We start from the raw sequence: 23,946 nt of genomic DNA, 5'->3' as shown, positions 1-23,946 counted from the left end.
TAGCCCGGCAGACCACCTGCCGGGCTAAATCAGCGACAATGTGGCGCGGTGTTTTGCGGATTCCAGCCCCAGCTCAATTAATTCCATTATCTGAATCGCCTGACTGGCGGAAACCGGATTCTCACCATTGCCGTTCAGCGCATCACGAATCGCCGCATAGTAGGCCGGATAGTTGCCCGGTAAAGTCAGCCAGCTCTCTTCATGACGCTCTTCTCCTTCCGCGCGGGTCAAAATGCCGTCACGCATATCGTAGCCCCAATCCTCCTGGGGTAGACGCTCGCCGTTTTTCAATCGCGCTTCCTGCGGATCCAGGCCGTATTTCACATAGCTCGCCCGGGAACCGTGGACGATATAGCGTGCGGTTTCTGCTGCCGCCAGCAGCGTACCGTGCAATACCACGCGGCGCTGGGGATAGGCGAGCGTCGCATGAAAATAGTCGGTCGCCTGCGCGCCAGGGCGCAGCTGTGCTAAATCAACGTGGATGCTGACCGGCAGGCCAAACAGATTGACTACCTGATCGAGAAGATGCGGCCCAAGATCGTACCAGATCCCGCTGCCGGGGCCACCCTGTTCACGCCAGCGCTGGCGAACCTGCGGGCGGTAGCGGTCAAAATGCGATTCGAAATAGCACACCTCGCCCAGCTGTCCTTCATTAATCAGCGACTTCACCGTCAGAAAGTCGCTGTCCCAGCGGCGATTATGAAATACCGACAGCAGTCTGCCGTCGCTTTTGGCCATCGCCTCTAATGCCCGCGCTTGTGACAGTGTCACCGTAAACGGTTTATCGACGACAACATGCTTACCCGCCGCCAACGCGGCCTGAGCCAGCGGGAAATGGCTATCATTGGGGGTTGGGATGACGATCAGATCAAGATCAGGGTCGCTCAGTAAACTAGCGGCATCGGCGACAACGCGCAGCGTGGGCCAGTCGGCATGCACTTTCGTTGCATCACTGCTGGAGACTGCGGCCAGGGTCATTCCCGGCGTGCCGCTGATTAATGGCGCATGAAAGGTTTTACTGGCGTACCCGTACCCTATGATACCGACCTGAATATTGTCACTCATCGTTTCACCCCCGTTCAGCGGTAGATTTCGCCCTGCCTGTTAACTATAAGACGCATTTTATTTATTAGCTTTCCTAATGTATTATCGCTGCTCATCTTTACGACAATCGTGACAATTCCCCCAGGTAGTTCTTGCGTTGCTGTCGTCGTTTAGTAACATTTAGCTCTGCTTTAACTTTTAATTTTAGAATTATGTCGAACGTTTTAAACAGAATTGTAGAACTTATCGGATGGGTTGTTTTCGGGGTTTCCGCCCTGCTTCTGGTTATCGCGCACCACATTGATAACTACCAGTCACCGCCTCCGGCTAATGTTGTGACCACCAACGTTCAGCCTCACTAGTGCGTCATCCCCGCTGACGGGAAACAGTGACCCACTTCGCAGTTGTGCAACCGGTTTCTGAAACCGGTTGCACAACTGCGAGCACATTCATACACTCTCTTTATCATTTGATAAGGAGTTTTATCATGTCCGCATTTCCGCAACAGTTCCTTTGGGGCGCCGCCACCGCAGCCTATCAGGTTGAAGGCGGCCACGACGCTGACGGCAAAGGCCCGTCAATCTGGGATATTTACGCCCATCAGCCGGGAGCGACGTTTGAGAACACCAACGGCGACGTCGCCGTGGATCACTACCACCGCTTTCGCGAAGACGTTGCGCTGATGGCAGAGATGGGCCTGCAAAGCTACCGCTTTTCTATCTCCTGGCCGCGCCTGCTCCCTCAGGGACGTGGCGAGATCAATGAAGCGGGGGTTCAGTTCTACAGCGATCTGATCGATGAGCTGCTGGCCCACAATATCGAACCTATGATCACCCTCTATCACTGGGATCTTCCGCAGGCGCTGCAGGATGAAGGTGGCTGGGAGGCGCGCAGTACCGCCGAAGCGTTCGCTGAGTATGCCCGCCTGTGTTACGCCCGCTACGGCTCCCGGGTAAAACTGTGGGCAACCTTTAACGAGACCATTGTCTTTATTGGACATGGCTATATTAATGGCTGCCATCCGCCGGCCGTACGCGACCCGGCCCGCGCTATCCAGGCGTGCCATCACGTGTTCATCGCCCACGCCCTGGCGGTAAAATCATTCCGTGAATCCGGCATTAACGGTGAGATTGGTTTCGTTAACGTGCTCCAGCCGCACACTCCGCTCACCGATAGCGAGGCCGATCGCCAGGCTACCGCCATGGCCGATGCCGTGCATACCTACTGGTTATATGACCCGGTATTAAAAGGCCACTATCCCGAGGAGCTGCTGCAACAGACCCAGGCGCTGTGGGGCGTGCCGCGCTTCGCGCCAGAGGATGATGCCCTGCTGCGCGAAAGTCGCTGCGACTTTATCGGGCTGAATTACTATCGCCGTGAAACCGTCTCGGCCGAGCCGCAGGAAGGCCTGAGCGGCGGTGAACCAGGCGTGGACGGGCTGTTTCATTTCGTGCGTAACCCGCAGAGTACCTATACCGAATGGGGCTGGGAGATCTGGCCGCAGGGGCTAACTGACGGGATTATGATGATTAAGGAACGCTACGGCGATATTCCAATTTATATCACCGAAAATGGTTTAGGGGCCAAAGACCCTATTATTGATGGCGAGATTGTCGATGATCCGCGCATTGACTATCTGAGCAGCCACATTACTGCGCTGGAAAAAGCCATCGAGGCCGGTGCCGATGTCCGCGGTTATTATCCGTGGTCCTTTATTGATCTGCTGAGCTGGCTTAATGGTTATCAAAAACAATATGGCTTTGTGTATGTTGACCATCAACAGAACCTTGCCCGCAAACGTAAGAAGAGCTTCTTTTGGTATCAAAACCTGATTGCCACCCAAGGCGAACAGCGTTAATCTTCCCCACCAGGCGCCGTCCGGCGCCTGTTCTGTCTCTGGAAAACTCTTAATTATCTTTGTGCTACCTCCGGAACGAAATCAGTTCTTGTTTTTCGTCATGGCAACCGAAATAATTCGAATTGCTTGTAGGGGGCAAAGCCGTAAATCACCAGGAGCTTACTCAGGTAAGTGACTGGAGTGCACGGATGCAGCCAGCACCCAAGCAACTTGAAAGAAGAAGGGTATAGTCCGATTATAAAATGGAAACGCAAATGACCGTTCAGGATTACTTATTAAAATTTCGAAAAATCAGTTCGCTTGAAAGCCTTGAAAAACTTTTTGACCACCTTAACTATTCCCTGACCGACACCGTGGAGATCGTCAATATGTATCGTGCCGCCGATCATCGCCGGGCGGAGCTGGTTTCTGGTGGGAAATTGTTCGACATCGGCCAGGTGCCTAAATCCGTTTGGCGTTACGTGCAATAAATCCTGTTCTCAACCATGCCAGTTGCTTATACTCCCGCCCTTCATTTCATCGAAACCGGGAGAAATAATGTCTTCTCAATCTGCTGAACGTATCGGCGGGTGGCTGCTGGCCCCACTGGCATGGCTACTGGTGGCATTGCTGAGCACGTCGTTGTCGCTGTTGATATTTGCTAACGCGCTGATGTCCTCCCGGACCTTTGCCCTGCTGTCGGAAATGAGCACAGGCCACCTCCTGCTGTGGGTCGGCTCGCTGCTGTTTGCCGTTGGCATGTGGTACTACACCCTGTGGCTAACCTTTGCCTTTTTCAAACGACGGGCGCTGGTGCCAAAGCATTACATTATCTGGCTGCTGGTTTCTTTACTGCTGGCGATAAAAGCGTTTGCCTTTTCACCGATCACCGATGCGATGGCCCTGCGCCAGCTGGTGTTCCCGCTGCTTGCCGCGGCGCTGCTGGTGCCTTACTTCAAACGTTCCAAACGGGTTAAGCGAACTTTCGTGAATTCGTAATACCCACACAGTTAACCTGTTGTCGCCGGTATCGATTTATTCGATAATAGGCGGCTTTTTCTGTTTTCAGGTCGAGTTGATGGCTGATTATTTACTGCTCTTTATTGGTACTGTCCTCGTTAACAACTTCGTTCTGGTGAAGTTTCTTGGATTATGCCCGTTTATGGGGGTCTCCAAAAAACTGGAAACCGCGATGGGGATGGGGCTGGCCACCACGTTTGTGATGACCCTGGCCTCCATCAGTGCCTGGTTGATTGATACCTGGATCCTGATCCCGCTCAATCTGATTTACCTGCGCACGCTGGCCTTTATTCTGGTCATCGCCGTGGTCGTGCAATTTACCGAAATGGTGGTTCGCAAAACCAGCCCGGCGCTGTATCGCCTGTTAGGCATTTTCCTGCCGCTGATTACCACTAACTGTGCGGTACTCGGCGTGGCACTGTTGAATATAAACCTCGGCCATAACTTCCTGCAGTCCGCACTGTACGGCTTTGCCGCCGCGGTCGGCTTCTCATTGGTGATGGTGTTGTTTGCGGCAATTCGCGAGCGACTGGTGGTGGCGGATGTCCCCGCACCGTTTCGTGGTAATGCGATTGCCCTGGTGACAGCGGGCCTGATGTCGCTGGCATTTATGGGCTTTAGTGGTTTGGTGAAGTTGTAATATGAGTGCTGTCTGGATAGCGGTGATCGCCATCAGCCTGCTGGGGCTGATTTTTGGCTTGATTCTGGGATACGCCTCCCGCCGCTTCAAAGTAGAAGATGACCCGGTGGTTGAAAAAGTCGATGAACTGCTCCCGCAAAGTCAGTGCGGTCAGTGCGGCTACCCGGGCTGTCGCCCCTATGCCGAAGCCGTCGGTACCCAGGGCGAGAAAATTAACCGTTGCGCCCCTGGCGGCGAAGCGGTGATGCTGAAGATCGCGGCCTTGTTAAACGTCGATCCGCAACCCATTGATGGCGATGAGCTGGCGCAGGAACCCGTGCGCATGCTGGCGATTATCGACGAGAACAACTGCATCGGCTGTACCAAATGCATCCAGGCCTGCCCTGTCGATGCGATCCTTGGCGCCACCCGCGCCATGCATACCGTGATGAGCGATCTGTGTACCGGCTGTAATCTCTGCGTCGCGCCATGTCCGACGCAATGTATTGAAATGGTGCCGGTCGCGACGACCACTGAAACCTGGAAATGGGATCTTCACACTATTCCGGTACGCAATATTCCTGTGGAACAACATGTTTAAGTTATTCTCCGCATTCAGAAAAGACAAAATCTGGGATTTCAATGGCGGCATTCATCCGCCTGAAATGAAAAGCCAGTCTAACGCAACGCCACTGCGCCAGGTTCCCTTGCCACAGCAATTTGTCATCCCGCTTAAGCAGCACATTGGTGCCGAGGGTGAGCTGTGCGTAAAACCGGGCGATCGGGTGTTGCGTGGCCAGCCGCTGACCCGCGGCTGGGGTCGAATGCTGCCGGTGCATGCGCCGACATCCGGCGTGGTGAGCGCCATTGCCCCGCACTCTACAGCCCACCCCTCCGCGCTGGCGGAAATGAGCGTGATTATCGATGCCGATGGCGAAGACCGCTGGATCGAGCGCGACGGCTGGAGTGATTATCAGAATAAGAGCCGTGAAGCGCTGATTGAGCGCATCCATCAGTTCGGCGTTGCAGGTCTTGGCGGTGCAGGCTTCCCGACGGGCATAAAATTACGCGGCGGCGGCGATAACATTGAAACCTTGATTATTAACGCCGCCGAATGCGAGCCGTACATTACCGCCGACGATCGCCTGATGCAGGACTGTGCGGCACAAATTATTGACGGCATCCGCATCCTGGCCCACATATTACAGCCCCGCCAGGTCCTGATCGGCATTGAAGATAATAAACCGCAGGCCATTTCGATGCTGCGGGCAGTGTTATGCGATGCCCACGGCATTGAGCTGCGGGTCATTCCGACCAAATACCCGTCAGGCGGTGCCAAACAGCTGACGCAGATCCTCACCGGGAAACAGGTTCCCCACGGCGGGCGCTCCTCCGACATCGGCATTCTGATGCAAAACGTCGGAACAGCCTACGCGGTGAAACGCGCGGTGATTGACGGCGAGCCGCTCACCGAACGTGTTGTTACCCTGACCGGTGAATCGGTTACCCGTCCTGGCAACGTCTGGGCGCGACTGGGTACGCCGGTGCGCCACCTGCTGGAAAATGCCGGTTTTTGCCCGAGCGCCGATCAGATGGTGATCATGGGCGGCCCGCTGATGGGGTTCACCCTGCCGTGGCTGGACGTGCCGGTAGTTAAAATCACCAACTGCCTGCTGGCGCCCTCCGTCGATGAAATGGGCCAGGCCGAAGAAGAGAAAGGCTGCATTCGCTGTAGCGCCTGCGCCGACGCCTGCCCCGCTGACCTGCTGCCTCAGCAGCTTTACTGGTTCAGCAAAGGGCAACAGCACGACAAGGCAACGAGCCATAACCTGGCCGACTGTATTGAGTGCGGCGCCTGCGCCTGGGTCTGCCCGAGTAATATTCCGCTGGTGCAATACTTCCGCCAGGAAAAAGCGGAGATTACCGCCATCTTTCAGGAAGAGAAACGCGCAGCGGAAGCCAAAGCCCGATTTGAAGCACGCCAGGCACGACTGGAGCGTGATAAAGCCGCACGCCAGGAACGGCACAAGCAGTCCGCGGTACAACCGGCAGCCAAAGATCAGGATGCCATTAACGCCGCGCTGGCCCGGGTACGTGACAAACAGCGCGATGCCGCACAGCCGATTATCATCCAGGCCGGCACAAAACCAGATAACAGTGACGCCATCGCTGCCCGCGAGGCACGGAAAGCCGAGGCGCGCGCGCGCAAGGCCGAGCAGCAGAACGCGCCGCAGTCTGATGCTCAACCGGTGACCGAAACCGCCGTTGACCCGCGTAAATCCGCCGTCGAAGCCGCTATCGCTCGTGCCAAAGCCCGCAAGGCCGAACAGCAGAGTGCAACGCAGGCTGCCGCTCAACCGGTGGCAGAAGCCGCCGTTGACCCGCGCAAAGCCGCCGTCGAAGCGGCAATTGCCCGCGCCAAAGCCCGCAAGGCGGAGCAGCAGAGTGCACCGCAGGCTGTCGCTCAACCGGAGGCAGAAGCCGCCGTTGACCCGCGCAAAGCCGCCGTCGAAGCGGCAATTGCCCGCGCTAAAGCCCGCAAGGCCGGGCAGCAGAGTGCACCGCAGGCTGCCGCTCAACCGGTAACTGAAGCCGCCGTTGACCCGCGCAAAGCCGCCGTCGAAGCCGCTATCGCTCGTGCTAAAGCCCGTAAGGCCGAACAGCAACAAGAGCAACATCCGCCAGCCGCCAACGACGATCCGCGCAAAGCCGCAGTCGCCGAAGCAATCGCCCGTGTTCAGGCCAGGAAAACATCCCGGCAGGCAGTTAACGAGGAATAAATGGTTTTCAGAATCGCAAGCTCCCCTTATACCCATAACCAGCGTCAGACCTCACGGATAATGCTGCTGGTGTTGCTCGCGACCGTTCCCGGTCTGGTGGTCCAGACCTGGTTCTTTGGTTGGGGTACCGCTATACAGCTTATTCTGGCAGCCCTGACGGCCTGGGGGACGGAAGCCGCGATCCTCAAATTGCGCAAACAGAATATTGCCACCACCCTCGCCGATAACTCCGCGCTGCTGACCGGCTTACTGTTAGCCATCAGTATTCCGCCGCTGGCCCCCTGGTGGATGGTGGTATTAGGCACAGCCTTTGCCATTATTATCGCCAAGCAGTTGTACGGCGGGCTGGGTCACAACCCGTTTAACCCGGCGATGATTGGTTACGTGGTCCTGCTGATTTCATTCCCGGTGCAGATGACCTCGTGGCTCCCGCCGCATGACATTGCCGCAACCATTCCGGGCTTCACCGACGCCCTGCAGGTGATCTTTACCGGCCATACCGCCAGCGGTGGCGACATCAATACCCTGCGAATGGGCATTGACGGGATAAGCCAGGCCACGCCACTCGACACCTTTAAAACCTCGCTTCGTGCCGGACATGAAGTCAAAGAGATCATGCAGTACCCTATTTTCGGCGGCGTACTGGTGGGGCCGGGCTGGCAGTGGGTTAATCTCGCCTATCTGGCCGGCGGCCTGTTCCTGCTGTGGCAGAAAACCATCCGCTGGCATATTCCGCTCAGCTTCCTGCTCAGTTTGACCCTGTGCGCCACTCTCGGCTGGCTGTTTTCCCCGCAAAGCCTCGCCGCGCCGCAGATTCACCTGCTATCTGGCGCCACCATGCTGGGGGCATTCTTTATTCTGACGGATCCGGTCACCGCCTCCACGACCAACCGTGGCCGCCTGATTTTCGGCGCCCTCGCCGGCCTGCTGGTGTGGCTGATCCGCAGTTTTGGTGGGTATCCGGACGGCGTGGCATTCGCCGTATTGCTGGCAAATATCACCGTTCCGTTGATTGATTACTACACGCGCCCGCGCGTTTATGGCCACCGCTGAGGATTGATGATGTTAAATAGCATGCGCAAACACGGGATCACGCTGGCGCTGTTTGCCGCCGGTACAACCGGGTTGACCGCAGCCATCAATGCGCTGACGAAATCGACGATTGATGAGCAGGCGGCCACGCAACAGAAAGCGTTATTCAATCAGGTTCTGCCTGCCGAGCGCTACACTAACGATCTACTGCAAAGCTGTTTTCTGGTGGCGGAGCCGTCGCTCGGCAAAGGCCAGCATAAGATCTGGATTGCTAAAAACCAGGATGCTCCGGTCGGAGTCGTAATGGAAGCCACCGCGCCGGATGGTTACTCCGGCGCCATTCAGCTGCTGGTCGCAGCCGATTTTAAAGGTACTATCCTCGGTACCCGCGTGACCGAGCATCATGAGACCCCAGGCCTGGGGGATAAAATTGAGTTACGCCTGTCGGACTGGATCACCCACTTTGCTGGTAAAGTGATCCACGGCGCGAGCGACAGCCATTTTGCTGTCAAAAAAGACGGCGGCGATTTTGATCAATTCACCGGTGCCACCATCACCCCACGTGCGGTAGTTAACGCCGTGAAGCGCGCCGGTTTGTATGCCCAGACGCTGCCGGCACAGATTCCCGAACTTACCCCCTGCGGAGAGTAGACCATGAGCGAAGTCAAAGAGGTCATTGTTCAAGGGTTGTGGAAAAACAACTCCGCCCTGGTGCAGCTGCTCGGCATGTGCCCCCTGCTTGCGGTGACGTCAACCGCCACCAATGCGCTCGGACTGGGTCTGGCGACGACGCTGGTATTGACGCTGACCAACCTGGCTATCTCCAGCCTGCGCCGCTGGACACCGGCCGAGATCCGTATCCCCATTTACGTGATGATCATTGCCTCGGTGGTAAGCGTGGTGCAGATGCTGATTAACGCCTACGCCTTTGGCCTGTATCAGTCTCTGGGGATTTTTATCCCGCTGATCGTCACCAACTGTATCGTGGTCGGCCGGGCGGAAGCCTTTGCTGCCAAAAAAGGGCCAGCTCTGTCGGCGCTGGATGGTTTCTCCATTGGGATGGGGGCCACCTGCGCGATGTTTGTGCTGGGGTCGCTGCGCGAGATTATCGGTAACGGTACCCTGTTCGACGGCGCAGACAGCCTGCTGGGCAACTGGGCTAAAGTGCTGCGTATTGAGGTGTTCCACACCGATACGCCGTTCCTGCTGGCGATGCTACCACCGGGGGCGTTTATTGGCCTCGGTATGATGCTGGCGGTAAAATACCTTATTGATGAGCGCACTAAACAGCGTAAAGCCAAAGCGGTTGCGGCGACACCTGCCGCTCCTGCGGATGCACACACGGAAAGTCTGGGATGAACAAGAGCAAGCGTCTGGAAATCCTCACCCGGCTGCGGGATAACGACCCGCACCCGACCACAGAACTCAATTTCACCAGCCCGTTTGAGCTCCTGATTGCGGTGCTGCTGTCCGCCCAGGCCACCGACGTCAGCGTGAACAAGGCCACGGCAAAGCTCTACCCAGTGGCCAACACCCCGGCGGCGATGCTGGAACTGGGCGTCGATGGCGTCAAATCGTATATCAAGACCATCGGCCTGTTTAACAGCAAAGCGGAAAATGTCATTAAGACCTGCCGGACCCTGCTCGAACAGCATCATGGCGAGGTTCCTGAAGACAGAGCGGCGCTGGAAGCCCTTCCCGGCGTGGGCAGGAAAACCGCCAACGTGGTGCTGAACACCGCGTTTGGCTGGCCGACGATTGCGGTAGACACGCATATTTTCCGCGTTTGCAATCGGACACAATTTGCCCCGGGCAAGAACGTTGAACAGGTTGAGGAAAAACTGCTAAAGGTGGTTCCTGCCGAGTTTAAAGTCGACTGCCATCACTGGTTGATTCTGCACGGCCGCTATACCTGTATTGCCCGCAAACCGCGCTGTGGCTCGTGCCTGATCGAAGATTTATGCGAGTTTAAAGAGAAAGTCTATTCCTGACCGCCAGTGCAGAATCATGACCATTAAATAATGTGGTTCTGCGCTTAACGCCTCCGCCCTGTCTTTAACACCAATAATCATCCACTTTGCAGAAGAATTAACCGGCTATATAACGCACAGCCAGGTTAATCATTTTTTATGTAGCAAAAATTTCTATACATTTGTGATCCAGATCACCTTAGCAACCTGATGTTAAATTTTTGTTTCTTTGATGATAATGAAATCCAGCATTTGCAATACCAGAGCCCCAGTAGTCAGGACAATACCCCGCCTATTTTTAGGATTATGGGCTATATCACTAGGTTCAAGGCTTATCAGCAGAACATATCGCCGTTATCCAATGTTTTTCGTAAGGCGACAGATAAAAATGTCAACAATACCTAAAAGATGAAATTTAACTCTGTATAACATTTAAATGACTGGCGTATTATAACGCCTGAGATATATGTAACAGAGTATTACAAACCCCTTGCCTGAATGGTCAGGATAGTGAACATTACTTCCCGTTTTCCCTCCAGAATAACTATAAAGGCGGCGGTCTTCTCAGATTGCGCCCCGAACACCCCCCGTTAATATGGGATGTAAAAAAAGAGGTATATGTGTCAACTGCAAACAATAAACCAGCAGAAAGCGTGAGTTTGAACGCTTTCAAACAACCGAAATCGTTCTATCTGATCTTCTCGATCGAATTATGGGAGCGTTTTGGTTATTACGGCCTGCAAGGGATCATGGCCGTTTACCTGGTAAAACAGCTGGGTATGTCAGAAGCGGATTCTATTACACTCTTCTCCTCCTTCAGTGCACTGGTTTATGGCCTTGTCGCTATCGGCGGCTGGCTGGGTGACAAAGTCCTCGGCACCAAACGTGTCATCATGCTCGGCACTATCGTTCTGGCAATTGGTTACGCGCTGGTCGCGTACTCCGGTCATGATGCTGCAATCGTGTATATGGGTATGGCGACTATCGCCGTCGGTAACGGCCTGTTTAAGGCTAACCCGTCCTCCCTGCTCTCGACCTGTTATGAGAAAGACGACCCGCGTCTCGATGGCGCATTTACGATGTACTATATGTCCATCAACATCGGTTCGTTCTTCTCTATGCTGGCTACTCCGTGGCTGGCGGCAAAGTTTGGCTGGAGCATCGCCTTCTCTCTGAGCTTCGTCGGGATGCTGATCACCCTCGTGAACTTTATGTTCTGCAAAAAATGGGTGAAAAACTACGGTTCTAAACCTGACTTTGCACCGGTTCACTACGGCAAACTGCTGGCAACCATCGTCGGTGTGGTTATCCTTGTGGTGATTGCTACCTGGCTGCTGCACAACCAGGGTATTGCCCGTATGGTGCTGGGCGTGGTTGCGCTGGGTATCGTGATTATCTTTGCTAAAGAAGCCATGGGCATGCAAGGCGCTGCACGTCGTAAAATGATTGTGGCCTTTATTCTGATGCTTCAGGCGATCGTCTTCTTCGTGCTGTACAGCCAGATGCCGACCTCCCTGAACTTCTTCGCAATCCGTAACGTTGAGCACGCTATTCTGGGTATCAGCTTCCAGCCGGAGCAGTTCCAGGCGCTGAACCCGTTCTGGATTATGATCGGCAGCCCGATTCTGGCCGCTATCTATAACAAGATGGGCGACCGTCTGCCGATGCCGCACAAATTTGCTATCGGTATGGTGCTGTGCTCGCTGGCGTTCCTCGTGCTGCCGCTGGGCGCGAAATTCGCGACCGATGCCGGTATCGTCTCCGTGAACTGGCTGATTCTGAGCTACGCGCTGCAGAGTATCGGTGAGCTGATGATTTCTGGTCTCGGCCTGGCAATGGTGGCTCAGCTGGTTCCTCAGCGTCTGATGGGCTTCATCATGGGTAGCTGGTTCCTGACCACCGCTGGCGCGGCAATCATCGCCGGTAAAGTAGCAAACCTGATGGCGGTACCGGAAAACGTAACCGACCCGCTGCAGTCCCTGGCCGTCTATGGTCACGTGTTCCTGCAGATCGGTATCACGACCGCCGTTATCTCTGTGCTGATGTTTGCCTTCGCACCGAAGCTGAACCGCATGACTCAGGATGACGACGCCGTCGCTAAAGCTCGCGATACGGCTACCGTCTAAGCGCTTCGGGAAAACCAATAAATTTAGGCCGCTAACGTTTTGTTAGCGGCTTTTTTTTTACCCCTGGGCTAACATACAGAAAACTGCAGCCACGAGGAGTTACTGATGAAACTGTTCTACAAACCCGGTGCGTGTTCTCTTGCCTCACATATTGCCCTGCGTGAAAGTGGACTGGACTTCACTTTGCAAGGCGTTGATCTGATGCATAAACGCCTGGAAAACGGTGATGATTATCTGCAGATCAACCCCAAAGGCCAGGTACCGGCGCTGCTGCTTGACGACGATATTCTGCTCACCGAAGGCGTTGCCATCATGCAGTACATTGCAGACCAGGTCCCGGACCGCCAGCTGCTGGCACCGGTTGGCTCCGTTGCCCGTTACCAGACGCTGGAATGGCTCAACTACGTCGCAACCGAACTGCATAAAGGCTTCACGCCGCTGTTTCGCCCGGACACCCCGGAAGACTATAAACCGACGGCACGTGCTCAGCTGGAGAAGAAGCTGCAGTATATTGATGGCTCGCTTGCAGATAAGCAGTGGCTGAACGGTCACCGTTTCACCATTGCCGACGGCTATCTGTTTACGGTGCTGCGCTGGGCGTATGCGCTGAAGTTAGATATGACAGGCTATCCGCATATTGCGGTCTGGATGCAGCACATGGCGGCGCGTCCATCGGTTGCCGCAGCACTGGCGGCTGAAGGGCTTCAGTAAGGCGAGAAGAACTGCCCGGCGCAATACCGGGCAGTTAACGAGGTTTACAGCGGTGTCGCGCTGAAGTGCTGCTCCGGCAGCGCAATACGATCCTGCGCGGCAACGACCTGCAGTTCATACTCCTGCATATTTTTGGTCGTCAGCATGATTTCATAGACTGCGGCGGTCACATGTTCCAGCGCTTCACGCAGCGTTGCACCCTGCAGCAACTTAACCAGCAGCAGTCCGCTGGTCACATCCCCCACGCCTACCGGCTGACGCAGGCCAAAATCCACCAGCGGGCGGCTGATATGCCATGCTTCGTCGTGCGTCACCAGCAGCATTTCAAAACGATCCATGCTGCGGCCAGCGCGGGCGAGATGTTTCACTAACACCACCTGCGGCCCCTGGGCGATCAGTTCGCGTGCGGCGGCCACGGCTTGCGCGACGTTCGCTACCGGATGACCGCACAGGATCTCCAGCTCAATCAGGTTTGGCGCAATGATATCGCTTGCCGGCAGCGCATGACGGACATGAAATTCCGCCACGCCAGGCGCCACGATACAGCCTTTCTCCGGATGACCCATCACCGGATCGCAGAAGTATTTCGCCGCCGGATTGGCCGCCTTCACCTGACGCACAATCCCGAGAATATGCTCACCCTGTTCGGCAGAGCCCAGATAACCGCTGAGGACCGCATCACAACGCTGCAGCTGATCGATATCCGCAATCCCCTGGACGATCTCGGTGAGATGCGCAGGCGGCATCACACACCCGGTCCATTTCCCGTACTGGGTATGATTGGAAAATTGTACGGTATTAAGGGGCCAGACGTTCGCGCCCAGGCGGCGCATCGGGAATTCTGCGGCACTATTGCCGGCGTGGCCAAACACAACGTGGGACTGGATGGCGAGGATGTTCTTCATCTTGGGTACCTGACAGCAAAAAATAAGGGGCGTGGTTTCCCACGCCCCTGCCTTTACGCAATTACTTCCAGCAGACCAGACAGTAATTTTTCTTACCGCGACGCAGTAAGGTATAGCGGCCAAACAGGCGGTCGCTATCGGTGAAGACATATTCCGGGTCGGACTGTTTTTCACCGTTGATGGTGACCGCATTGGAGGCGATAGTTTTACGCGCCTGGCCACGAGATGGCTGCAGCTCGGAATCCACCAGCGCCTGCATTAGATCGGCACCGCTGTCCATTTCAATCATCGGTACGCCATCCTGCGCCAGCTGTTCGAAGTCAGCTTCGCTCAGGTCGCTCAGGTTGCCGTTGAACAGGCTTTCAGTAATGCGTTTGGCGGCAATCAGGCCTTCTTCGCCATGCACCAGGCGGGTCACCAGCTCGGCCAGCACGTACTGCGCACGTGGCGCCTTGCCGCTGTTCTTGTCTTCTTCTTCCAGGGCATTAATCTCAGCCATGTCCATAAAGGTGAAGAACTTGAGGAAGCGATAAACATCGGCATCCGCGGTGTTAATCCAGAACTGGTAGAATTTGTACGGGCTGGTTTTCTTCGGATCCAGCCAGACTGCGCCACCTTCCGTTTTACCGAACTTGGTACCATCTGCTTTGGTGATCAGCGGCACGGTCAGACCAAAGACCTGGTTCTGGTGCAGACGACGGGTCAAATCGATACCCGAGGTGATGTTACCCCACTGATCGGAACCGCCAATCTGCAGCGCCACGCCGTGCAGTTTATTCAGGCACGCGAAGTCATAACCCTGCAACAGGTTATAGGAGAATTCGGTAAACGAGATGCCCTGATCGTCACGGTTCAGACGCTGCTTAACCGCTTCTTTGTTGATCATCTGGTTGACGGAGAAGTGCTTGCCGATATCACGCAGGAAGGTCAGCACGTTCATGCCGCCGAACCAGTCGTAGTTATTCGCGGCAATCGCGGCGTTATCACCGCAATCAAAATCGAGGAACGGTGCGACCTGCTTGCGGATTTTATCTACCCACTCCTGCACGGTATCTTCGGTGTTGAGTTTACGCTCGGCGGCTTTGAAGCTCGGGTCACCGATCAGACCGGTTGCGCCTCCCACCAAGGCCACGGGTTTATGGCCTGCCTGCTGGAAGCGTTTCAGGCATAACAATGGAACAAGATGCCCCAAATGCAAGCTGTCAGCGGTAGGATCGAAGCCGCAATAGAGCGCGATCGGGCCTTGCGCCAGTCGCTCTGCTAACGCTTCCTCGTCCGTCACCTGGGCTACCAGCCCCCGCTCTTGCAATTGTTTAATCAAGTTACTGCTTGCCATCAAATTCTCCATGTATAAAACGACTGCACCTTTGCCGGTACACGACTTTTCGCCAGACGCGAAAAATGAAGACTATAGAATAAAGCGCCAGCCCATCGAGCACCAGCGCTTAACACAACAAATTTCCGGGATTAGGGAGCCAGGCGGTCGATTTTCCACGCGTCATGGTCGCGCTGGTATAAAAAACGATCGTGCAGACGGTGTTCACCGCCCTGCCAGAACTCCATCTGATCGATAGAGATGCGGAATCCTCCCCAGAAGCTCGGCAGCGGCACTTCGCCCTGCTGGAATTTTTGCTTCAGTTCGAGGAATTTGCTTTCAAGAATACCGCGGGCCGAGATGCGGCTTGATTGCTGGGAAACCCAGGCACCGATCTGGCTGTCGCGCGGGCGACTGTGGAAATATTTCACCACTTCGAGGGTCGACAGGCGTTCGGCTTTGCCGACCACCATCACCTGACGCTCCAGCATATGCCACGGGAACAGCAAGCTGACATGCGGATTTTTTTCAATCTGGTGCGCTTTGCGGCTGCCAAGGTTGGTGTAGAACACCAGCCCTTTTTCGTCATAGTGCTTAAGCAGCACGATTCGCTGCCAGGGTTGACCGTTTTCATCAACGGTGGCGACAACCATTGCCGTCGGATCGGCCAGTCGGGCGTCACAGGCCTGGCGAAGCCAACGCTCAAACAATGTTAGCGGTTCAGCGGGAAGATCGTGGCGACGCAGGCCACCACGGGTGTACTCTCGGCGCAGATGCGCGATTTGCTGCAAATCATCGTTATCAGACATGGCACTGAAGAAAGTTGTCATCGGGTGGCGTCATTGTGCGCCCCCGGGACAGAAATCTCAACGTTTGGCCGTCTGCAGCTGGCAGTTGTCCAGCACTACCTGATCGCGTTTGTAGACAGTGGCGCTGTCGCCTTTCGACCAGAAGACATAAACACCATCGGTATAACGCGCGCCGGAGGCCGAAATACCCTGCTGCAGGTTCAACTGCTGATTGTCATAAATGAAGCTGGCAACCTGACGCGTGTTGTTGATATGTACCGTCAGCGGTTTCTGATCGCACTGGTATTCCAGCGTATTGGTCTGCATCCGGTCCACAAACTGGTTGTAGTAGCTACATCCTGCAAGCATAAAAGGGAGAACAACAATAAGGATTTTTTTCATTCGTTTGCCTTCGACTTTCCCGGTCCAGAGGAGCCTGTCGCCCCCCGTTAATTCAGCCAGTTTACCGGTTAATCCATAAGAGAGATTTCAGTTAACTCTGATTTTGCCGCGGGCCGGCAGGGAAAATGGCCCCAAGTATCGACGCCTCGGAGGCACCGGTGACCGACGGTAAATTGCCCGGCAGCCCGGACATTGTACGCCATGCCAGCCAGGCAAACGCCAGCGCTTCCATATCATCGCCGCTGATGCCCGCCGCGTCGGTAGTCGAGACCTCGGTTCCCGGCAGCAGCGCCGCCAGTCGTGCCATCAACAGCGGGTTACGAGCGCCGCCGCCGCATACCAGCAGGCGTTCACAACCGCCGCTCAGCATGACCTGCTCGGCGATGGTCACCGCCGTTAACTCAACCAGGGTCGCCTGGACATCCTGAGCGCGCAGCCCGGAGAACCGCGCCAGATGCTGCTCCAGCCAGCCATAGTTAAAATATTCGCGTCCGGTGCTTTTCGGCGCCGGCAGCGCAAACCACGGGTCGCTAAGCATATTCTGCAGCAACGGCAGCAGGACTTTGCCTTCGCTGGCCCATTGCGCATCTTTATCGTACGGTTTCCCGCACTGACGCCAGATCCAGGCATCCATCAGCATATTGCCCGGACCAGTATCATACCCGCGCACCGGCACACCCGGCGCTAACAGTGACAGATTGGCAATCCCCCCGATATTGAGCACGATCCGCCGCTCGACCGGATGCGCCAGCAGCGCGTGGTGGAAAGCCGGTACCAGCGGCGCGCCCTGCCCGCCGAGGGCAATATCACGGCGACGAAAATCGCCGACGACGGTCACGCCGGTCTTGGCCACAATCTGATTGTTATCGCCGATTTGCAGAGTGTGCGGCGCCTCGCCGGTGGGTTCATGCCATACCGTTTGCCCATGGCAGCCGATGGCAATGATATCCGCCGCCTGCAGTTTCTCCTGACGCATCAGCGCCAGCACCGCATCGGCAAACAGCCGCCCCAGACGCGTATCCAGACGGCCGAACTGTGACAGCGTCAGCTGCTGTCCCTGGCAGATGGCGAGGATCTCTTCTTTTAAGGCAATGGGAATGGGGTATGACAGGCTAGCCTGCTGTGCCACCACGCTTTCATTGATTGCCGCCAGAACAACATCGATACCATCAAGGCTGGTACCGGACATGACGCCAATAAAGTGACCTGATTTCATACACCTTCCTCATTCCATGATTCGTTTACGCCACACTCAATCATAAAGCACCGGGCATTGCTATGGCGTAATAATGTTTATTAACACTAAAACGACAAGGTTGCGCATAGCGTAAAGCACCTGTGTTTATGTTAGGTTGAGAAGCGTCTGATTATTATTTTTTGCATACTCCATGCTGCAGGTATGCCCGTCGTCGATGAAATACCATATAATTGAGCGCATGGACGTTCAACAGAACACTATTTAGTGAAGGAGATTCATCAATGATTTTACGTGTTTTGGCTGTCTCGATGATTGGTTTATCACTTGCCGGCTGCGTCAGCAGCAGTGGCCTCTCCGGAGACGTTTACTCCGCATCAGAAGCCAAACAAGTGCAGAGCGTCACCTACGGGACTATCGTGCATACTCGCGCCGTACAGATTCAGAGCGGCGACGACAGCAATGCGATTGGTGCTATCGGTGGTGCGGTTCTTGGTGGTTTTCTGGGTAACACCATCGGTGGTGGTACCGGTCGTTCACTGGCAACTGCCGCGGGTGCCGTCGCAGGTGGCGTAGCAGGCCAGGGCGTGCAAGGCGCAATGAACAAAACCCAGGGTGTTGAGCTGGAAATCCGTAAAGATGACGGTAACACCATTCTGGTGGTACAGAAACAGGGCACAACCCCGTTCTCCGTCGGTCAGCGTGTTGCCATTGCTGGCAGCGGCAGCCAGGTTACGGTGTCCCCACGTTAATCTTTTCGATAATGCGGCCTGCTCGGGCCGCATTATTTTTTCATATGCCAGGTTAATCTCCGCACGGTATCTTTCTTTTCAGGCACGACCTTCCCTCACCGCCCTTCACTTTCTCATCCAACATTTGCGTTCGCTCAATATTCTGCTGTCACAGCCCTGTATATTATTGAGAAAATTCGCATTCCAAACATAATAGATCCGAGTCAGCAACCCAACCTATCGCATGGATGTAACTAATGTTTATTGAGCGTAATCATTTAGTAAAAAGAACATTAATCCTTCTGGCCATCGGCATTATTGCCATTGGTCTGATACATTTGTTCTCCGAGTCATTAATTAGTCGTATGCCGACATTTAATCCACTGCTCTTTCCCGTATTGACGATTTTCTTATTAATACTTCATGTGACCATTTCCTGTTTTATGGTCATGAAGTACTGGTGTAACCGTAAACGTCTGTACCTGATCGCGATTGCCTGCGCCTTTGCGGGCTCGTCACTGTTGATGTTCGGTACGCTAAGCAGCTATCCGGCGTGGTTCCTGTGTGACTCGGGGCTGCTGACCAACGCCAATGATGCGCTTATTTTTTACAGCTTCCGCAATATCATGATGATGGTGTTGTTTATTCTCAGCATCTCCTTATTCCACTTCCGTCATAGCGAGAAACTCACGCGCAAAGCGCACAGCTTTATTTTAATATTTTGCATCTTATTTACGGGGTTCATCTGTGTGTTATCGTGGATGTATTCAAGCCACAACCCATTACTTTATATCACACTAATTGACAATATCACTTTAACTCACTCCGCGCTCTGGCATAATATTCTGGGTTGCCTGATGGCGATCGGATGGTTTATCACCCTGTTATTTCTGGTTTCTGTTACCCAGCTTCGCAATGTATTTTGGTACAGCGGTGCCTTTTTCTGCAGCGCCTATATATTCACACTGACTTTTCTTTTATTGACCAGCGGTAATACCGAATACGCCTGGTATTACGCCAGGATATTTGAAGTTATCAGTACCTTATTTATGTTTTTTATCCTGTTATGCGATGTATTCAGCCTGTACCGCAAATCCGAGCAGAAATATATGACCTCGTATCAAAACTCGATTCGCGACTCGTTGACCAGACTGTACAACCGCAGCCATTTTTACGACACCCTGACCAGACAGTTATCGACGGTGTCCGCCTGTCAGCCGTTGTCGGTGATCGTCTGCGACCTCGACTTCTTCAAACGCATTAACGATAACTATGGCCACGTGCAGGGAGACAAAGTCATCCAGTACGCCGCCAGCGTTCTGCAGAAGAATGTCCGCACCCAGGACGCCGCCGCCCGCATCGGCGGGGAAGAGTTTGCCCTGCTGCTGGTCAACACCGGGCCGCAAGATGCTCAGGCGGTGGCGGAGCGCATTCGTCTGGCCGTCAACGAGAAACAAGAAGACCTGCCGGAGCAAATGACCATCAGCGCAGGCATTTTCACCGTTTATGACAGTGGCCTGAGTCCGGAAGAGTGCGTGAAGCGGGCCGACGCGGCCATGTACCAGGCCAAAAATAGCGGCAGAAATCGCGTGGTGGTGTGGGAGGAATAAGCAAAAAAGGCCTTGAGAAATCAAGGCCCTGAATAGATTAGTCTTTTGCCTGCAAATCGAGGATATTGTGTTCCAGTTTACGCACCAATTGGAGCAGCGTTTCCACCTCTTCTGGTGAAATGCCGGACAGAATTTCATCGCGTGTCTTACCGATCACCTCTTCCATTTCGTTGATCAGTGGTTCCGCTTTTTCCGTCAACCTGATGCGTTTCGCGCGTCTGTCGTTGGCACAGGTCTGGCGAGAAATAAGACCTTTCTCCTCCAGCTGATCCAGGGTGCGAACCAAAGAAGGCTGCTCAATACCAATTGCTTTCGCCAGTTGAATTTGCGACTGCTCAGGCGGCAGCTGATGAATATTGTGCAGCGTAACCCAGTGCGTCTGCGTTAACTCCAGAGGTTTCAGGCGATGGTCGATCAGCGCGCGCCAGACGCGGACTAAACGGGCCAGATCAGAACCTAGTGGCGATTCCAATTTCATCTCCTTATAATTAGCTTGCTAAGTTATTATACTGATTTTAGAATAGTTTGCAGTATTTAAATTAGCAAAACAAATGAATTACCTGATTCACCAACATCAAAACAATGATTTACACTGTGTAATAGTAGCATGCCCTGAACTTACTCCCTGCAATAGCAAAGGATTTTTGCTTGTGAAACTGAGTCTTAACACGTCAGGATTGTCGCTCCAGGACCTGATTTTTGGCGCGTCCATCTACTTTCCGCCTCTGTTTAAAGCCGTTCTGCTGGGATTTTTTGTCTGGCTGGTGATCCATCGTCAGCTGCGCGACTGGATGTATGCCGGTGATATCTGGCATCCCCTGCTGATGGACCTGTCCTTATTCGCGCTTTCCGTTTGTCTGGCTCTGGTTTTACTGACTGCCTGGTAATGTTCACGACATGAAAAAACTAAAATATCTCTCGACCCTGTTTGTTGCCGCCCTCGCCCTCATTGCCGCCTGGCTGGTGTGGAACTACTACACCCAGTCACCCTGGACCCGGGATGGCAAAGTGCGCGCAGAGCAGGTCAGTATTACGCCCCAGGTTTCCGGCAGCATCCTTCAGCTCAACGTCCGCGATAATCAGCTCGTGAAAGCTGGCGACGTGCTGTTTCGCATCGATGATACCCCTTACCGCATCGCCCTCCTGAACGCCCAGGCGCAGCTCGCTAAGGCTCAGGCGGAGGTGGCGAAAGCCAAAGCAGAACAGAGCAAAGCGGCGAACGATGCCCAGCGCCGCCGTCACCTGACGAAGGATGCGATTTCTGCCGAAGATCTGGAGAACGTCAATACCGCGCTGAATACCGCCAACACCGGCCTTGAGGCGGCCAAAGCGGTTGTCGGGGTGGCGCAGGCCAGCCTGGAACACGCCCGCTGGCAGCTCGGCCAGACCGAGGTGAAATCCCCGGTCGACGGCTGGGTCACCAATCTGAGCACCCGGGTCGGGGACTATGCCGCCGTCGGTCATCCGGTCTTTGCCCTGGTCGACAGCCATTCGTTCTATGTCATCGGTTACTTTGAAGAGACCAAGCTGCGCCATATCCGCGCCGGCGATAGCGCGCAGATCGTCCTCTACAGCAGTAAACAAACGTTACAGGGTCACGTGGGCAGTATCGGCCGTGCCATCGTCGACCAAAGCGTCGAGGGGGGAAACAGCCTGGTGGCGAACATCAAGCCCAATATCCCGTGGGTTCGTCTGGCTCAACGCGTGCCGGTGCGCATCGAGTTTGATGCCCTGCCGCCAGAGACCACGTTGGTTTCCGGTACCACCTGCACCGTCTCGATTGGCGCACCACGATGAAACTGCAGGCCCTGTCGTGGCGTGCGCTGCCATGGGTTAAGGCCAGCCGGCCGCAGTGGCGATACGCGCTGCGCAACGGCATCGCCATGTGCCTGGCGCTGAGCATTGCCTACTGGCTGAACCTCGATGAGCCGTACTGGGCGATGACCTCCGCCGCCGTCGTCAGCTTCCCGACCGTCGGTGGGGTGATCAGCAAAAGCTTTGGCCGCATCGCCGGCAGCCTGCTCGGAGCCTGCGCCGCGCTGTTGCTCGCCGGGCATACCCTCAACGACCCGTGGCTGTTCCTGCTCAGCATCTCGGCGTGGATCGCCTTCTGTACCTGGGCCTGCGCGATGTATACCAACAACGTGGCCTATGCCTTCCAGCTCGCCGGCTATACCTGCGCGATTATCGCCTTCCCGGTGATTAACATTACCGATGCCAATGAGCTGTGGACCATCGCGCAGTCGCGAGTGTGCGAGGTTATCGTCGGGATCCTCTGCGGCGGGCTGATGATGATGATCATGCCCAGCACCTCCGACGGTACCACGCTGCTGACGGCGTTGAAAAACATGCACGCGCGCCTGCTTGAACACGCCAGTCTACTGTGGGTGCCGGAAACCACCGATGCGATTCGTAGCGCCCACGAAAGCGTGATCGGGCAAATTCTGACCATGAACCTGCTGCGCATTCAGGCCTTCTGGAGCCACTACCGTTTTCGTCGGCAGAATCCGCTGCTCAATTATTTACTCCACCAGCAGCTGCGCCTCACCAGTGTTATCTCCAGCCTGCGCCGGATGTTGATCAACTGGCCGGCAGCCCCGGCAGAGACCCGCCAGGTGCTGGAGACGCTGCTCGTCGCTCTCGCCAGTCCGCAGGCCGATTTTTACAGCGTCGCGCGGATTATCGCCCCGCTGGCACCTCCCGCCGGTGCCGACTACCGCCACCTCGCCGTGTGGAAGCGCCTGCGCTACTTTTGTCGCTTGTATCTCGACAGCGGTCGCTGGATCCGCCGGGTGGAAAATGCCTCGGCGATCGCCGAATTTAACGTCCCGTCCGCCCCGGCGTTAGCGCGCCATACCGATCAGGCTGAAGCGCTGTGGAACGGTATCAGGACCTTTTGCGCCCTGGTGGCGGTGGGTGCCTGGGGCATCAGCACCCAGTGGCAGGCCAGCGCTGCGGCGCTGACCCTGGCGGCGATCTGCTGCGTGCTGTACTCCGTCTCGCCATCGCCGTTCAAATCATTAACGTTACTAATGCGTACGCTGGTTTTGCTGTCGGTGTTCAGCTTTGCGGTGAAGTTCGGCCTGATGGTACAGATAACCGATCTATGGCAGTTTTTGTTATTCCTGTTCCCGCTGCTGACCACTATGCAGTTGCTCAAGCTGCAGATGCCCAGGCTGGCCGGTCTGTGGGGACAGCTGATTGTGTTTATGGGGTCGTTTATTTCGGTAACCAACCCGCCGGTGTATGACTTCGCCGCCTTCCTCAACGACAATCTCGGCAAAATCATCGGCGTCGGCTTTGCCTGGCTGGCGTTTGCGGTAATAAGCCCGGGTTCCGATGCGCGCAAGAGCCGGCGTCATATCAAAACGTTACGCCGTCACTTTGTCGATCAGCTAAGTCGTCACCCGCAGCACAGCGAGCATGAGTTTGAATCGCTGGTGTATCACCATATCAGCCAGTTAAGCCACAGCCAGGATGCCCTGGCCCGCCGCTGGCTGCTGCGCTGGGGAGTGGTGCTGCTCAACTGTTCGCATGTGGTCTGGCAGCTGCGAGAATGGGAAACCCGCTCGGATCCGCTGTCGCAGGTTCGTGATTTGTGTATTAGTCTGCTGCGCGATGTGATGAGCGAACGTGGCGTTCAGCAACGTCCGCTGGCCTCTACGCTGCGTGAGCTGCAGCATATTTGCGATACCCTGAGCCATCACCATCAACCGGCGGCGAAAGAGCTGGCAGCGGTGATCTGGCGGCTGTATTGCGCCCTGTCTCAGCTTGAGCAGGCGCCCGCTATCGGGACGATAACGGAAAGCGCGATGGTGGAGAAAAAAACGCAGTGAACGCCTCCGCCGTCGCGGAGGCGGG

Annotated in this window: 25 protein-coding genes; 18 read left to right on the top strand and 7 right to left on the bottom strand. The window is 55.3% G+C overall.

The features are described 5' to 3' along the window. Nucleotides 1-24 precede the first annotated feature (24 nt). Nucleotides 25-1,065, bottom strand: coding sequence for an oxidoreductase (locus ACMYSN_RS01200; protein ID WP_462496688.1), 1,041 nt, complete (start codon nucleotides 1,063-1,065; stop codon nucleotides 25-27). A 191-nt stretch (nucleotides 1,066-1,256) separates the two neighbouring features. Between ACMYSN_RS01200 and blr the strand changes: the two genes are divergently transcribed. From blr to gstA, 13 genes are all read left to right on the top strand, one after another. Next, nucleotides 1,257-1,406: a division septum protein Blr gene (gene blr / locus ACMYSN_RS01195; protein ID WP_123754572.1), complete on the top strand. Its 150-nt coding sequence runs from the start codon at nucleotides 1,257-1,259 to the stop codon at nucleotides 1,404-1,406. Nucleotides 1,407-1,531: 125 nt separating this feature from the next. Then, nucleotides 1,532-2,902 (top strand): glycoside hydrolase family 1 protein, encoded by a 1,371-nt coding sequence (locus ACMYSN_RS01190; protein ID WP_462496687.1) that lies wholly within the window; start codon nucleotides 1,532-1,534, stop codon nucleotides 2,900-2,902. Nucleotides 2,903-3,156: 254 nt separating this feature from the next. Next, nucleotides 3,157-3,372: a transcription modulator YdgT gene (gene ydgT, locus ACMYSN_RS01185; RefSeq protein ID WP_123754574.1), complete on the top strand. Its 216-nt coding sequence runs from the start codon at nucleotides 3,157-3,159 to the stop codon at nucleotides 3,370-3,372. Between the two features lie 67 nt (nucleotides 3,373-3,439). Beyond that, nucleotides 3,440-3,880 (top strand): DUF2569 domain-containing protein, encoded by a 441-nt coding sequence (locus ACMYSN_RS01180; protein ID WP_462496686.1) that lies wholly within the window; start codon nucleotides 3,440-3,442, stop codon nucleotides 3,878-3,880. Between the two features lie 79 nt (nucleotides 3,881-3,959). Then, on the top strand, nucleotides 3,960-4,541 hold the full coding sequence (gene rsxA / locus ACMYSN_RS01175) for an electron transport complex subunit RsxA (protein WP_123754576.1): 582 nt from the start codon (nucleotides 3,960-3,962) through the stop codon (nucleotides 4,539-4,541). A 1-nt stretch (nucleotide 4,542) separates the two neighbouring features. Continuing rightward, nucleotides 4,543-5,121, top strand: a complete 579-nt coding sequence (rsxB, locus tag ACMYSN_RS01170) for an electron transport complex subunit RsxB (protein ID WP_462496685.1) — start codon at nucleotides 4,543-4,545, stop codon at nucleotides 5,119-5,121. Then, nucleotides 5,114-7,300, top strand: a complete 2,187-nt coding sequence (rsxC, locus tag ACMYSN_RS01165) for an electron transport complex subunit RsxC (protein WP_462496684.1) — start codon at nucleotides 5,114-5,116, stop codon at nucleotides 7,298-7,300. The genes rsxB and rsxC overlap by 8 nt, the downstream gene beginning before the upstream one ends. Then, nucleotides 7,301-8,353 (top strand): electron transport complex subunit RsxD, encoded by a 1,053-nt coding sequence (gene rsxD / locus ACMYSN_RS01160; RefSeq protein ID WP_174509356.1) that lies wholly within the window; start codon nucleotides 7,301-7,303, stop codon nucleotides 8,351-8,353. Nucleotides 8,354-8,362: 9 nt separating this feature from the next. Next, on the top strand, nucleotides 8,363-8,983 hold the full coding sequence (gene rsxG / locus ACMYSN_RS01155; RefSeq protein WP_123754580.1) for an electron transport complex subunit RsxG: 621 nt from the start codon (nucleotides 8,363-8,365) through the stop codon (nucleotides 8,981-8,983). Nucleotides 8,984-8,986: 3 nt separating this feature from the next. Continuing rightward, nucleotides 8,987-9,691 carry an electron transport complex subunit E gene (locus ACMYSN_RS01150; protein WP_462496683.1) on the top strand — a complete coding sequence of 235 codons (705 nt, stop codon included), beginning with the start codon at nucleotides 8,987-8,989 and terminating at the stop codon, nucleotides 9,689-9,691. After that, on the top strand, nucleotides 9,688-10,323 hold the full coding sequence (gene nth, locus ACMYSN_RS01145; RefSeq protein WP_462496682.1) for an endonuclease III: 636 nt from the start codon (nucleotides 9,688-9,690) through the stop codon (nucleotides 10,321-10,323). The genes ACMYSN_RS01150 and nth overlap by 4 nt, the downstream gene beginning before the upstream one ends. A 599-nt stretch (nucleotides 10,324-10,922) precedes the next feature. Further along, nucleotides 10,923-12,428: an MFS transporter gene (gene dtpA / locus ACMYSN_RS01140; protein ID WP_462496681.1), complete on the top strand. Its 1,506-nt coding sequence runs from the start codon at nucleotides 10,923-10,925 to the stop codon at nucleotides 12,426-12,428. A 105-nt stretch (nucleotides 12,429-12,533) separates the two neighbouring features. Further along, nucleotides 12,534-13,139, top strand: coding sequence for a glutathione transferase GstA (gene gstA / locus ACMYSN_RS01135; protein ID WP_174509358.1), 606 nt, complete (start codon nucleotides 12,534-12,536; stop codon nucleotides 13,137-13,139). A 44-nt stretch (nucleotides 13,140-13,183) separates the two neighbouring features. Here gstA and pdxY read toward each other — a convergent pair whose 3' ends face one another. From pdxY to anmK, 5 genes are all read right to left on the bottom strand, one after another. Then, entirely contained in the window at nucleotides 13,184-14,044 is an 861-nt protein-coding gene (gene pdxY / locus ACMYSN_RS01130; RefSeq protein ID WP_154145297.1) for a pyridoxal kinase PdxY, read from the bottom strand. Nucleotides 14,045-14,105: 61 nt separating this feature from the next. Beyond that, entirely contained in the window at nucleotides 14,106-15,380 is a 1,275-nt protein-coding gene (gene tyrS, locus ACMYSN_RS01125) for a tyrosine--tRNA ligase (protein WP_123754586.1), read from the bottom strand. A gap of 131 nt (nucleotides 15,381-15,511) precedes the next feature. After that, a complete protein-coding gene (pdxH, locus tag ACMYSN_RS01120) occupies nucleotides 15,512-16,168 on the bottom strand; it encodes a pyridoxamine 5'-phosphate oxidase (protein WP_434587281.1) in 657 nt (218 codons plus the stop codon). A 57-nt stretch (nucleotides 16,169-16,225) separates the two neighbouring features. Beyond that, entirely contained in the window at nucleotides 16,226-16,549 is a 324-nt protein-coding gene (mliC, locus tag ACMYSN_RS01115; RefSeq protein ID WP_462496680.1) for a C-type lysozyme inhibitor, read from the bottom strand. A gap of 91 nt (nucleotides 16,550-16,640) precedes the next feature. Next, a complete protein-coding gene (gene anmK, locus ACMYSN_RS01110; protein ID WP_462496679.1) occupies nucleotides 16,641-17,765 on the bottom strand; it encodes an anhydro-N-acetylmuramic acid kinase in 1,125 nt (374 codons plus the stop codon). 263 nt (nucleotides 17,766-18,028) lie between these two features. Here anmK and slyB point away from each other — a divergent pair, with 263 nt between their 5' ends. Both slyB and ACMYSN_RS01100 read left to right on the top strand, forming a co-directional pair. Next, complete coding sequence (gene slyB / locus ACMYSN_RS01105) at nucleotides 18,029-18,496, top strand: outer membrane lipoprotein SlyB (protein WP_004862684.1); 468 nt, start codon at nucleotides 18,029-18,031, stop codon at nucleotides 18,494-18,496. A 236-nt stretch (nucleotides 18,497-18,732) separates the two neighbouring features. Beyond that, entirely contained in the window at nucleotides 18,733-20,085 is a 1,353-nt protein-coding gene (locus ACMYSN_RS01100; protein ID WP_462496678.1) for an MASE4 domain-containing protein, read from the top strand. 37 nt (nucleotides 20,086-20,122) lie between these two features. On the opposite strand, the gene slyA is transcribed toward ACMYSN_RS01100, so the two are convergent. Beyond that, nucleotides 20,123-20,563 (bottom strand): ArsR family transcriptional regulator, encoded by a 441-nt coding sequence (slyA, locus tag ACMYSN_RS01095; protein WP_462496677.1) that lies wholly within the window; start codon nucleotides 20,561-20,563, stop codon nucleotides 20,123-20,125. Between the two features lie 172 nt (nucleotides 20,564-20,735). Between slyA and ACMYSN_RS01090 the strand changes: the two genes are divergently transcribed. From ACMYSN_RS01090 to ACMYSN_RS01080, 3 genes are read left to right on the top strand one after another with little or no spacing between them, the layout of a single operon-like run. Continuing rightward, nucleotides 20,736-20,972 (top strand): DUF1656 domain-containing protein, encoded by a 237-nt coding sequence (locus tag ACMYSN_RS01090; RefSeq protein WP_123754592.1) that lies wholly within the window; start codon nucleotides 20,736-20,738, stop codon nucleotides 20,970-20,972. Nucleotides 20,973-20,982: 10 nt separating this feature from the next. Further along, the gene (locus ACMYSN_RS01085; RefSeq protein ID WP_462496676.1) at nucleotides 20,983-21,882 is read left to right on the top strand and encodes an HlyD family secretion protein; all 900 of its coding nucleotides are present in this window, start codon (nucleotides 20,983-20,985) and stop codon (nucleotides 21,880-21,882) included. Beyond that, nucleotides 21,879-23,921, top strand: coding sequence for an FUSC family protein (locus ACMYSN_RS01080; RefSeq protein ID WP_462496675.1), 2,043 nt, complete (start codon nucleotides 21,879-21,881; stop codon nucleotides 23,919-23,921). Before ACMYSN_RS01085 ends, ACMYSN_RS01080 begins: the two co-directional genes overlap by 4 nt. Nucleotides 23,922-23,946: the final 25 nt, after the last annotated feature.

The sequence above is a fragment of the Klebsiella sp. R445 genome, from assembly GCF_051131755.1.
GTDB classification, from domain to species: domain Bacteria; phylum Pseudomonadota; class Gammaproteobacteria; order Enterobacterales; family Enterobacteriaceae; genus Klebsiella; species Klebsiella lignicola.
This window is presented reverse-complemented; position numbering and strand designations above follow the sequence as displayed.